Genomic DNA, 13,150 nt, shown 5'->3' with positions numbered 1-13,150 from the left:
CTCCTAGTAATTATCTAAAATTTCCTGTGCAATTGTTTTTATTTCATGAATGTTGTTCTTGTCACCGCTGTCTGCTAACTGACATATTTTTTCAACATCCTCTTTAGTTTTGGAAAATCTTTCAAGTAAATGTAACTTTTCTTCATAACCATTCAAAGTCTTGTCACATCTTTTTACTAAATCGTGTACACCCTGTCTGGATATACCTCTTTCTTCTGCGATTTCTCCTAAACTTAAGTCATTTAAAATAAAATCTTCATATATTTCTTTTTGATGATTAGTTAATAGTTCTCCATAAAAATCATATAATAAAGAACTTTTAAATATATCTTTCATAAAAACGCACCTTGCCTACCTGACATATATTACACTAAAGAAAAGGAGGTGTCAAGTATTTTTTCTTGACACCTTCCAGCTTTATTTTTCAGCAATTTATTTTCTATAAGTTTGGAGCCTGCTCTACAGGACTATAGCCTGCTTTGCTTAATGCTTTTAATATCTGTTCCTTATGGTCATGACCAAAACATTCTAATGTAACTTTAAGTTCCACAGCCGCATTTCTGTTTACTGATACAAACTGGTTATGGTCAAGCTTAATTACATTACCCTGCTGTTTTGCAATTGTATTTGCAACCTTAACAAGTTCGCCCGGCTTATCAGGAAGTAAAACAGAAACTGTAAATACACGTCCTCTTTGAATTAAACCATGCTGCAATGTAGAGGACATTGTAATAATATCCATATTACCGCCACTGATAATTGAAACAATCTTCTTATCCTTACATTTCAAATGCTTTAATGCAGCAATTGTAAGAAGACCTGAGTTTTCAGCAACTAATTTATGATTTTCTACCATATCAAGGAACGCATCTATTAATTCATCGTCTTTAATGGTGATAATTTCATCAATATTTTTCTGTATGTATGGGAAAATATTTTCTCCCGGTGTTTTTACAGCTGTACCGTCAGCGATAGTGTTGGCACTTGGTAAAGTTACAACATGTCCTGCTTCTAAGCTTGCTTTCATGCAGGCTGCATTTTCAGGTTCAACACCAATTACCTTAATTCTAGGATTTAAAAGCTTGGCAAGTGTACTTACACCTGTTGCAAGTCCACCACCACCAATTGGAACTAAAATATAATCAACTGTTGGTAGTTCCTTGAAAATTTCCATTGCAATACTACCCTGACCCGCAGCAACATCTAAATCATCAAATGGATGAATAAATGTATAACCTTCTTTTTGTGCAAGGTTAAGAGCATACTTGCATGCATCATCATATACATCCCCATATAAAATAACATCTGCCCCATAATTCTTTGTTCTGTTTACTTTCATTAAAGGTGTTATAGTTGGCATAACTACTGTTGCCTTAACGCCAAAGAGTTTTGCAGCATAGGCAACGCCTTGTGCATGGTTACCGGCCGAAGCAGTAATAAGACCTCTTTCTCTTTCTGCTTCAGATAAAGTACTTATTTTGTAGTAAGAACCTCTTACCTTATAGGCGCCTGTAAACTGCATGTTTTCAGGTTTAATATAAACATCATTTCCTGTCTGTTCACTAAAATAATCACTATAAATTAAATTAGTGTTTAATGTTACTTTTTTTACTGTTTCACTTGCTTCCTCAAATTTCTTTAAAGCTAATTTGTCACTCATCATTGTCCACACTTTCTTTTTATTCTGTAAATAGAGCCTCTACAAACTCTTTCGAATCAAATCTTTGCAAATCATCAATCTGCTCACCAACTCCAATGTATTTAACCGGTATACCAAGTTCAGCCTGTATTGCTATTGCTATACCACCCTTTGCCGAGCCATCCATTTTAGTAAGAATTACACCTGTTATATCAGCACATTCCTTAAACTGTCTTGCCTGTTCCAGAGCATTCTGACCGGTTGTTGCATCAAGTACAATAAAATTCTCACGTCTTGTTTCTGGAAATTCTTTGTCAATAATTCGATTTAATTTCTTTAATTCTTCCATTAAATTCTTTTTATTGTGAAGTCTTCCTGCTGTATCACAAAGTAAAATATCTGCATTTTTATTTTTAGCAGAACTAATTGCATCGAATAATACTGAACCAGGATCGGAACCTTCCTTTCCTGATACAATATCAACCCCTGCCCTATTAGCCCATTCTATAAGCTGATCTGCAGCAGCAGCTCTAAATGTATCCGCAGCAGCTAAAACTACTTTCTTACCATTATTCTTAAATTGGCTTGCAAGTTTACCTATTGATGTTGTTTTACCTACACCATTTACACCAATCATTAAAATAACAGATTTTTCATTTTCAAAATCATAAGCGTTTTGGCCAATGTACATTTGTTCTTTTATGTTTTCAATAAGTAAATCCTTACATTCCATAGGCTCTTTTATATTTTTTTCTTTTACCTGAGCACGCAAATTATCAAGGATTTCTTCTGTTGTATTAACACCAATGTCACTCATAATAAGGATTTCTTCTAATTCCTCATAGAAATCTTCATCAATGTGAGAAAAACCTGTAAAAATAGAATTCAAACCTGAAACAATATTATTTCTTGTTTTTGTCAATCCTGATACAAGTTTCGAAAAGAATTTTCCTGCCATAACTTCCTCCTATTTTATTTATCTAAGTCATTTTCAAGTAAGTCTACAGAAACAAGAGCTGAAATACCCTTTTCCTGCATTGTAATACCATACAAGCGGTCTGTACAATTCATTGTACCACGTCTGTGTGTAATTACAATAAACTGAGTGTTCTTTGTAAGTTTATGTAAATATTCAGCAAATCTTACAACGTTAGAACCATCAAGCGCTGCCTCAATTTCGTCTAACAGACAGAAAGGCGATGGTTTCAAATTCTGTATTGCAAATAACAAACTAATGGCTGTTAATGCTTTTTCACCACCGGATAACTGCATCATATTTTGAAGTTTTTTACCTGGTGGTTGAGAAATAATATTAATTCCTGCATCTAAAATATCTTCAGCATCGGTTAATTCAATTGTTCCTTTTCCACCACCAAATAATTCCTTAAACACAATATCAAATTCTGTTTTTATTTCTTCGAACTTTTCTTTGAACTGCTTACGCATTCCAACTTCAAGCTCATCAATTATTTTAAGAAGGTTTTCTTTTGCTTCCATTAAGTCTTCATGTTGCGATTTCATAAACTGATAACGCTCATTTACTTCCTTAAATTCTTCAATGGCATTAATATTTACATCACCTAAAGACTTCATTTGCTTTCTAATTGAATTAATGTTGTCTCTAATTTCACTCTTATTTGTAAAATCATAATTTTTCATTTCAGCAGCTGTTCTATATGTGATTTCATATTCATTCCACATATAAGCTTCTTTGTTTTCACTCTTTTCTTCCAGAGCTTCTTTTTGGCTACTTAAACGATAAATTTCTTTATCAAGAGATGAAATTCTTTCTGACAATTGTTCTCTCTTTTCAAAGAATTCCTTATGTTCTTTACTTTGATTTTCTTTTTCAGTAATTGCCTCTTCAATCTCTTTATTTAACTGTTCAGTTAAATCTCTTGCTTTATTAGCCTCTTTAGTGAGATTTTCTATAGCTTCCAATCTTGCAGAAATTTCAACATTGTTTTCTTCCGAATTATTTTTTATGTTATCAAGTTCTTTTGTAAGGGAATTAATAACATCTTTTGCTTTATTGATTTTTTCAACAATAAATTCATGCTTTTGCTTATAGTTAGCAATTTCAATGTTAATTTCTTCTAAGATTGAACTCTTCTCGCCTATATTTTCTTTTAGAGAATTCAATTTTTTGGTCTTTTCAACCACTTGTTCTTCTAATTCACTGTTTTTATTTTCAGTACCGGTTAATTCTTCATTTAACTGCGTGCTGTTTTTACTAATGTCGCTAATTTCAGACTGCATATTAGAATTTTCCTGCTCAAAACTCTGATACTCAAGCATAATACTGTCTTTTCGTGCATTAGCCTGCTTAAGATTAATTTCCAATGTGTTTTTAATAATCATTTGTTCCTGAAGAACTTTATTTATTTTTTCTTCCTCTTCACTTAAAACACCTGACTCACTTTTATTTTCTAGAAGTTGTTTGTCTAAATCTTCTTTTTCCTTTTTTAATTTAGTTAAAGACTTTTCGATTTCTTCAATTTCTCTACGTCTTCCTAAAAGATTACTGTTATTCTTAAATGCACCACCTGAAATAGAACCACCTACATTTAAGTATTCACCTTCAAGAGTTACAATTCTAACAGCGTATCTATATTTTCTTTCAATGGAAATGGCATTATCAATTGTATCAACAACCATAACCCTTCCCAAAAGATATTTAGCAACACCCTCATATTCTTTCTTTATTTCCACTAAGTCACTGGCAAGACCTACAACTCCTTTTTCTTCCAAAGCATCCGGAGCATTAAAGTTTGTCTTATTACTCATACTGCTTAAAGGAAGAAATGTAGCTCTACCATATCTGTTTTTCTTCAAATATTCAATTGTATCTTTGGCTGTTGTTTCTGTATCAGTAACAATATTTTGAATATTTCCGCCAAGGGCTGTTTCAATTGCCACTTCATATTTTTTATCAACCTTAATAATATCCGCAACAACACCAATTATACCTTTTTTAGATTCCTTAAGTTCCATTACTCTCTTAATACTATTGCCGTAGCCTTCGTATCTTTCAGTAATATTCTTTAAAGTTTCTAAATTAGATTTTAATTTATGATATTTCTCCTGATTTTCAGATAAACGTTTACTTAATTTACTGTTTTCAATTCTAAGAGAAACTATTTTTTCTTTGTATTCCTGAAGTTTTCCCTGAACTTCTTTGATTTCCTTATTAACATCTTCTAACTGTTCTTCAAACTGTTTAATAGCATTTTCCTGACCATCTTTTCTGTTTTGAAAATCAATCAGTTTCTGATTAAGCTGTGACTTTCTAATATTAATCTGCTCTAACAAAGTATCAAATCTTTGAATTTTGCTTTTGATAGATGACTTTGTATTTAAAAGATTAATTATTTCTTCTTTATCATGCTCAATTTCCTGTTCTAAATGAGATATTTCGTCGTTAACACTTGCAATTTCTTCATTAGACTTTGTTTGTGTTTCGATAATCTCATTTAACTGCTTTTCATTTTCTTCTTTTTCTTTTGTGGAGTCATCTAATTCTTTTGACTGTTGTTCAATTTCCTTTGTAATTGAATCAATTCTCTGGTTAATATATGACTCATTGTTTTTGGCAGAATTAATCTGTTCCTTAATAACATTAATCTGACCTTCAAATTTCTCAATGTTTAAAATTGTCTCATTTAAAGTACCCTTTTTAGTCTCAATTGAACTATTAATATCTTCTATTATCTGCTCTAACTTTGTGTAATCTTTCTTTATATTTTCAAATTCATCGTTTGCAATTTGCATGTCTGATGAAGCAATTTTTATTTTTTCATCTAATTGAACTAATCTGTTTTTAATTTCATCAAATTCAATTAAGAACATATTTACATCATTTACTTTCAAGTCTTCTTTTAAAAGCAAATACGTTTTAGCCTTTTCACACTGTTTCTCAAGAGGTATAACCTGTCGTTCAAGTTCTCCTAAAATATCCGTAACACGAACAAGATTCTGATTTTGGTCATCAAGTTTTTTCATGGCATCATTTTTACGACGCTTAAACTTAACAATTCCTGCAGCTTCATCAAAAAGTTCTCTTCTCTCTTCCGGTTTACCGCTTAGAATCTGATCAATCTGACCCTGTCCAATAATGGAATAACCTTCTTTACCAATACCTGTATCATAGAAAAGTTCATTTACATCTTTTAATCGCACCTGTGTACCATTAATCATGTATTCACTTTCACCTGAACGGAAAAGTCTTCTTGACACTGTAACTTCATCATAATCAATGTTGAGCTTATGGTCTGCATTATCAAAAGTAATTGCCACATAAGCATAACCCATAGGTTTTCTGTTTTCTGTACCGGCAAAAATAACATCTTCCATTTTTGAACTACGAAGCTGTTTTGTTTTCTGCTCACCAAGAACCCATCTTACCGCATCAGCAACATTACTTTTTCCTGAACCGTTTGGTCCTACAATACCTGTAATTCCGTTATGAAACTGAAAATTTATTTTATTTGCAAAGGACTTAAATCCATGAATTTCTATATTTTTTAAATACATACTAACTCCTGTTATCTAAAGTTTTAAGTGCGTTATACGCTGCCTGTTGTTCAGCGGCTTTCTTAGTATGACCACTACCTCGTCCAATTACCTGTTGGTCAATTTTGGCAACTGCTTCATAATTTTTGTCGTGGTCCGGTCCACTTTCGCCTACAATCTCATAAGACAGATTTCCTATTTTCACCATATTTACTCTTTCCTGCAAAACAGTCTTGCAGTCATGGAATAATCTTTTCTTTTCAATATCGTTTAATGCAAACTGTAAAATAAAACTTCTTGCAGCATCAACCCCACCATCTAGAAATATTGCACCGATTAAAGCTTCAAAAGCATCTGATACGATGGAATCACGTTTTCGTCCACCTGTAGCTTCTTCACCTTTGCCAAGGTAAATAAAAGACTCCAATTCTATTTCTCTTGCATCAATTGCCAAAGTAGGTTCACATACAAGACTTGCACGAAGTTTTGTCATTTCTCCCTCAGGCATTTCGTTCATGTTTTCAAATAAAAATTCGCTTGAAACCATTTCAAGTACAGCGTCACCTAAAAATTCCAATCTTTCATTATCTTTTATTTTTTTTACTTTATGCTCATTTGCAAAAGATGTATGTGTAAGAGCATTTATTAATAAATTTTTATCTTTAAATACATATTTTATATTTTCTTCCAAAATAGAATAATCTGTGTTCATAAAAATACCTCTATAACGCAACTTAAAGCCCTATTAAAATAGGGCTTTAGTATACTTGTAATGTTTTGTTCTTAAAGAGCTTCCTTTATTTTTTCATAAGCATCTCCAACTGTTACAATTGATTCTGCCTGATCTGTTGGAATTTCAATACCAAATTCATCTTCAATTCCCATAATTATTTCTAAAACATCAAGAGAATCTGCTCCTAAATCATCTACAAACTTACTGTCGGCAGTGATTTTATCCTTATCCAAATCTAAAACCTCTGCAATGGCATTAATAAGTCTATCTAATTCCATAATTAATCCTCCTTGCTTTCTAATGAAAGCTTTTCCTTAAATTTATTGTTAATATCCAATTCATTAAATGTTATACATTGTAAAATTGAATTTTTAATTTCAATTGCTTTTGAACTTCCATGTGTCTTAACTAACAGACCATTTAGTCCTAATAACGGAGCTCCACCATGTTCTTCCAGTGAAAATCCTTTAAGCGTTTTCTTTAAATCTTTCTTAATTAAAAGTGCTCCAATCTTTGTTTTGATAGAATTCATCATAGAACCTTTAATCTTGTCAATTAAAACACTTGCAACACCTTCATATAATTTAAGAATTACATTACCTACAAAAGCATCACAGACAATAACATCTGCATCCCCGTTAGGAATGTCTCTTGCTTCTATATTGCCAATAAAATTAATGCCTTCCATTTCTTTTAATAGTGGGTATGTTTCTTTAACTAAAGCATTTCCTTTTTCTTCTTCTGCACCAATATTAACGAGTGCAACCTTAGGATTCTTAATTCCAACAACATTTTCCATATAAACGGAACCCATCTTAGCAAACTGTAATAAATGTGATGGTCTTGCGTCTACATTTGCTCCACAGTCAATTAACAAAGAAAAACCTGTTTTTGTGGGAATTAATGGTGCTAAAGGAGGTCTTTCGACACCTTTTATTCTGCCAATAATAACATGTCCTCCAACAAGATTGGCACCTGTACTTCCAGCGGAAACCATAGCGTCTGCTTCACCTTTTTTGACCATATACATACATTTAACTAAAGAAGAATCTTTTTTCTTTCTAATAGCTGCAACAGGCGGTTCTCCTGTTTCAATAACTTCTTTAGCATCAACTATCTCTAACTTGTCAGATGAAGGATATTTTTCAAGTTCTTTTTTTATATCATCTTCCCTACCAACAAGCTTTATTAGCATATCTTTATTTTCATTAGCTGCCAAAACAGCACCCTTTACTATTTCGCCAGGCGCGTTATCTCCGCCCATGCAATCTAATGCAATTATAGTCTTCGACATATATAGTCCTCCTTTTGCGCATAATGATAATATACTAAAAAATCCTAATAAAATCAAGAAACATATACCAAAAGAATACTATACAAGCTATATAGCAATGTTCAGTATTCAATTTTCTATTACAAACGAATGCTAACCCCTACTGGATTATATCTAACAAATATTTCAAAGCATAGCTTTTTGATGTCCTTGCTCCAGGCAAATGCTATTTCATGCAAGCACAATATGACCTGCCAGGCTTTTGCCACAAAAAATAAGACTCTGTGAAAACTCACAAAGTCTTATTTTTATAATTAGTCAACTGAAACTATTTCTTTTTTGTTGTAGCTTCCACATGCCTTGCATACTCTATGTGGCATCATTAATGTTCCACACTTGCTGCACTTTACAAGGTTTGGAGCTGACATCTTCCAGTTTGCTCTTCTCTTATCTCTTCTTCCTTTTGAAGATTTGTTCTTTGGACAGATAGACATGGTTTACACCTCCTTAAACTGATTAAAAACATCTAATATTTTCGACATTCCCGTTCCTGGTTTTGCGTCTTCGCAATTACAGGATCTCAAATTGAGATTTGCGCCGCATCTATTACAAATTCCCTTACAGTTTTCACTGCAAAGAACTTTCATAGGAAAATTAACCAGAATCTCGTTATTAATAAATACCTCTGAATCAATTTTTGTACCATCCAGATAATTAGTTTCATCCAGATCTGCTATACGTTGTTCAGATGTTTTATTCAAATCTAAGTCCTTGAAACTATCAATATTAATTTTGTAATCCACAGGTTCTAAACACTTATTGCAAGGAATTGCTAAAGTAACATACCCCTTTGATGTAAAAGAAATGTGTTTCTTGCCATCATTATGAAAGATAAACTTTATTTCACAATTCGTTACAGGATATGATTCTCTTTTAGTTTTGAATTTCTCATTTTCATAAGTTGGAGAAAAAACTTTCTCCCCGTCTTCTTCCTGTAGAAGTTCGTATAAATCAATTATCATAATATTCCTTCTTCAAAGACACCTAAACAATTATACATATCCATCACATATTTGTCAAGCGTCATTATTTTTTTATATAATTTAAGAATTGTTCTATATTTTATTTTACAAAAACATGCTTATAAGGCAATCATTTCTCATAAAATCACATTACTTAACAAGTTCAACTGTTTCTCTTGCAATAGCTAATTCTTCATTAGTTGGCACTACATAAACTTTAACTTTTGAGTCTGCAGTTGAAATAAGTTTCTCTTCACCTCTTATCTTATTAGCTTCTTCATCTAACTCTACACCTAAATATTTAAGATGCTTTACAACTCCTGCTCTTACTGCACTGTTATTTTCGCCAACACCTGCTGTAAATACAATTGTATCAACGCCATTCATAACGGCAACATAAGCACCAACAAATCTTACAACAGTTCTAATATAAGCATCAAGGGCTGATTTTGCAACTGCATTGCCTTCTTCAATAGCTTTAGTTATATCTCTGAAGTCACTTGAAACCTGTGACAAGCCGGCAACACCCGATTTTTTATTAAGAATATTAGTTATTTCAGATACACCTTTGTTTTCCATTTTAGCTAATACTTCTAAAATTCCAGGATCAATATCACCTGATCTTGTACCCATCATAACTCCTGCAAGGGGTGTAAGTCCCATACTTGTATCAACCGACTTTCCCCCATCTACTGCACAAATACTTGCACCGTTTCCCAAATGGCAAACAATTGTTTTAAGTTCTTCTACAGGCTTATTTATAATTTGAGCAACTCTCTTTGATACATAACTATGCGAAGTACCATGGAAACCATAACGTCTTATCTTATGTTTTTCATAATATTCTCTTGGAATACCATATAAATATGCTTCTTCTGGCATAGTCTGATGAAAGGCTGTATCAAACACAACAACGTTTGGTGTATCTTTCATTATCTTCATACACGCCTTAATTCCAATTACATTTGCCGGATTATGAAGAGGTGCTAAATAATTGCACTTTTCAATCTTTTCAAGAACATCTTCATCAACAATAGCTGAAGATGAAAAATATTCTCCACCATGAACAACTCTATGACCAACAGCCTTAACTTCACTCATATCATTTATAACACCTGTTTTTTCATCTGTTAAAGCAGATATAACAGCATTGATTGCTTCATTGTGAGTAGGCATGTCAACTTCTTTAGTCATTTTCTCACATTTATCGCTCTGGTATGTAATAGAACTTTTATCAATTCCTATTCTCTCACACAAACCTTTAGCTAAAACATGCTCTTTTTCTGAATCAATTAACTGAAATTTAAGTGATGAGCTTCCACAATTTATAACTAATACTTCCATTTGTTCCTCCCATACAAATTGTTTTAAATATAATTATATTTTCTGATATCCTAAAAATTAGCTTGTATTAAAAAATACAAGCTAATAAATACATATATTATAATATCAAATTCAAAAGATTTTTCCAATAAAAATTAAACTATTTGTGCCTGAACTGCTGTAATTGCCACTACACCAACAATATCCATTGCACTACAACCTCTTGATAAGTCATTAATAGGTTTTGCAATTCCCTGACATAATGGTCCGTAAGCTTCTGCACCACCTAATCTCTGTAATAATTTATAACCGATATTTCCTGCATCCAAATCAGGGAAAACCAAAACATTAGCTTTTCCTGCAACAGGACTTCCCGGTGCTTTAAATTCTGCAATTTCAGGAATTAAAGCTGCATCTGTCTGCAATTCGCCATCTATTAAGAACTGTGGATATTCTTTCTTTGCAATAGCTGTTGCTTCAACAACTTTATCCACATCGTTATGAGCAGCACTTCCGTATGAAGAATGTGATAACATTGCCACTCTCGCCTTTTCACCAACTAAATATTCAAATGACTCTGCACTACTTGCAGCAATATCTGCAAGCTGTGTTGGGTTAGGATTCTGATTCAGACCACAATCTCCCATAACAAATACACCATTAGCTCCCATATCTTTATTCTTTACACAAACTACAAAAAATGCTGATACTAACTTACTACCAGGTTTTGTCTTTATAATCTGAAGTGAAGGTCTAAGTGTGTTAGCTGATGAGTGGCACGCACCTGATACTACGCCGTCTGCATCTCCACATTTAACCATCATACATGCAAAATACATATGATCACTAACAACCATGGCTAAAGCCTGGGGTTGTGTCATTCCTTTTGCTTTTCTTAACTCATAAAAACCTTCAGCATACTCCTTTGTTTTTTCATAATTTAAAGGATTAATTATCGTAGCACCCTCAATGTTATACCCACTTCCATATGTTTCTAATTCTTCGTCAGTTGCTAAAATTATAATGTCCGCAAAATCTTCTTTTATAATTTGTTCAGCAGCCTCGTATGTACGTTTGTCCATTCCTTCCGGTAATACAATCTTTTTTCTGTTCTTTCTTGCTTTTTCTTTTAACTCTTCAATAAAGCCCATATTTTTCTCCTTCTAAAAATTATTCTCCAATCCAATATTTATTATAGTATAAGCATAAATTTTAAACAACACCTAAAAGTGCCCTAATTTGTTGAAAGGTTGGTGCAATAATGATAAAATATCCACTTGTGAGGTGATAATATATGAAAACAATGGGAATTATAGCAGAATTCAATCCGTTTCACAACGGACATAAATATTTAATAGAAAAAGCCAAAAAAATTACAGGTGCCAAAAATGCCATTATAGTTTGTAGCGGCAATTATGTTCAAAGGGGGATGCCTGCTTTTTATGACAAATCCCTTCGAACCAAAGCAGCATTGAGAAATGGTGCAGATGTTGTTTTAGAACTTCCATGTTGCTATGCAACTGCTTCTGCAGAAACTTTCGCAGCATCAGCAGTTAAACTTTTGGACTGTTTAAATTGTGTGGACTATTTGTGTTTCGGCTGCGAAACTGACAACATAAAAGTTTTACCTAAAATCGTAAGTATTCTTTTAAACGAACCTGATGATTTCAAAAATATGCTGTCATTATATTTAAAAAACGGATATTCTTTTCCAAAATCAAGAGCCAAAGCTCTTACAGATTATTGTTTAGAAAATAATATTTTACAATTTGATGAATTGGATAATCTTCTTAACAAACCTAATAATATTCTTGCTATTGAATATTTAAAGGCTATTAAAAGATTAAATTCAAGTATCAAACCGGTTGCCATAAAAAGAGTGGGTGCAGGATATAATTCTAAAAAGACTAACACAACTTTTGCTTCTGCAACAGGTATAAGAAATGAAATAGCATCAGGTAATTCCATTGAAAGCCTGATTCCTTCAAACTGTAATAATTTATATGGTAACAATTATTTGGAACTAAATGATTTTAGTCAAATACTTGCTTACAAACTTTTAACCGAAGAAGATTTTACTGTTTATTATGATATAAACGAAGATTTAAGCAATCGAATCAATAATTTGAAATATAATTTTTGTAATGTAGAAGAATTTATAAAAGATTTACAATCAAAAAATTATACTTATGCCGGATTATCAAGAGTTTTAATGCATATTGCACTTAACATTAAGCAGGAAGACGTAAATTCCTTTATTTCCAACGGCTATGTTTTCTATGCAAGAGTTTTAGGTTTTAACAGAGATACATCTTTAATGAGATTATTAAAAATGAACGCATCCATAGACTTAATTGGAAAATTTTCAAGCTACTACAACTATTCATCAGGTTTAACAAAAAAGATGTTAAACTTATCCTTGCAGGCTGATGATTTATATCGATTAGTTTACATGAATAAATGCCAAAAGAAGATTCCAAGGGAATTTCAAAGAAAAGTTATTGTTTTATAATATGTAATTTAAAACAAATAATTTAGAATAAACTTTTTAGAATAATCATCACTTGTATTAACAACAAAAAGAAGATTATAAAAGCAATTGTTTTATAATCTTCTTTTTTGTACTTATATTAAATTTGATAGAAAAC

The 13,150-nt window shown here is 32.1% G+C and carries 12 protein-coding genes; 1 reads left to right on the top strand and 11 read right to left on the bottom strand.

Translation table 11 applies throughout. The features are described 5' to 3' along the window. Window positions 1-3 precede the first annotated feature (3 nt). From ylxM to pta, 11 genes are all read right to left on the bottom strand, one after another. A complete protein-coding gene (gene ylxM / locus DWZ69_RS06070; protein ID WP_022166066.1) occupies window positions 4-336 on the bottom strand; it encodes a YlxM family DNA-binding protein in 333 nt (110 codons plus the stop codon). A gap of 103 nt (window positions 337-439) precedes the next feature. Beyond that, window positions 440-1,660 (bottom strand): threonine ammonia-lyase, encoded by a 1,221-nt coding sequence (gene ilvA, locus DWZ69_RS06065; RefSeq protein WP_117999667.1) that lies wholly within the window; start codon window positions 1,658-1,660, stop codon window positions 440-442. A 19-nt stretch (window positions 1,661-1,679) separates the two neighbouring features. Then, window positions 1,680-2,597 carry a signal recognition particle-docking protein FtsY gene (gene ftsY / locus DWZ69_RS06060; protein ID WP_117999563.1) on the bottom strand — a complete coding sequence of 306 codons (918 nt, stop codon included), beginning with the start codon at window positions 2,595-2,597 and terminating at the stop codon, window positions 1,680-1,682. Between the two features lie 14 nt (window positions 2,598-2,611). Next, window positions 2,612-6,172: a chromosome segregation protein SMC gene (smc, locus tag DWZ69_RS06055; protein WP_118436479.1), complete on the bottom strand. Its 3,561-nt coding sequence runs from the start codon at window positions 6,170-6,172 to the stop codon at window positions 2,612-2,614. A 1-nt stretch (window position 6,173) separates the two neighbouring features. Beyond that, window positions 6,174-6,863 (bottom strand): ribonuclease III, encoded by a 690-nt coding sequence (gene rnc / locus DWZ69_RS06050; RefSeq protein ID WP_118436477.1) that lies wholly within the window; start codon window positions 6,861-6,863, stop codon window positions 6,174-6,176. A 71-nt stretch (window positions 6,864-6,934) separates the two neighbouring features. Continuing rightward, a complete protein-coding gene (gene acpP, locus DWZ69_RS06045) occupies window positions 6,935-7,162 on the bottom strand; it encodes an acyl carrier protein (protein ID WP_022166061.1) in 228 nt (75 codons plus the stop codon). Between the two features lie 2 nt (window positions 7,163-7,164). Beyond that, window positions 7,165-8,178: a phosphate acyltransferase PlsX gene (gene plsX / locus DWZ69_RS06040; RefSeq protein WP_117999560.1), complete on the bottom strand. Its 1,014-nt coding sequence runs from the start codon at window positions 8,176-8,178 to the stop codon at window positions 7,165-7,167. 293 nt (window positions 8,179-8,471) lie between these two features. After that, entirely contained in the window at window positions 8,472-8,651 is a 180-nt protein-coding gene (rpmF, locus tag DWZ69_RS06035; protein WP_022166059.1) for a 50S ribosomal protein L32, read from the bottom strand. A gap of 3 nt (window positions 8,652-8,654) precedes the next feature. Continuing rightward, on the bottom strand, window positions 8,655-9,179 hold the full coding sequence (locus tag DWZ69_RS06030) for a DUF177 domain-containing protein (RefSeq protein ID WP_117999559.1): 525 nt from the start codon (window positions 9,177-9,179) through the stop codon (window positions 8,655-8,657). A gap of 150 nt (window positions 9,180-9,329) precedes the next feature. Next, a complete protein-coding gene (locus DWZ69_RS06025) occupies window positions 9,330-10,523 on the bottom strand; it encodes an acetate kinase (protein WP_118436475.1) in 1,194 nt (397 codons plus the stop codon). Between the two features lie 134 nt (window positions 10,524-10,657). After that, a complete protein-coding gene (pta, locus tag DWZ69_RS06020) occupies window positions 10,658-11,653 on the bottom strand; it encodes a phosphate acetyltransferase (RefSeq protein ID WP_118436473.1) in 996 nt (331 codons plus the stop codon). A 143-nt stretch (window positions 11,654-11,796) separates the two neighbouring features. Here pta and DWZ69_RS06015 point away from each other — a divergent pair, with 143 nt between their 5' ends. Then, window positions 11,797-13,014, top strand: a complete 1,218-nt coding sequence (locus DWZ69_RS06015) for a nucleotidyltransferase (RefSeq protein ID WP_118436471.1) — start codon at window positions 11,797-11,799, stop codon at window positions 13,012-13,014. The last annotated feature ends 136 nt before the right edge of the window (window positions 13,015-13,150 follow it).

This window comes from Eubacterium sp. AF34-35BH (assembly GCF_003477765.1).
In the GTDB taxonomy this organism is placed as follows: domain Bacteria; phylum Bacillota; class Clostridia; order Lachnospirales; family Lachnospiraceae; genus Eubacterium_G.
Note: the sequence above shows the minus strand (reverse complement) of the source record. Positions and strands in the feature narration are given on the sequence as shown.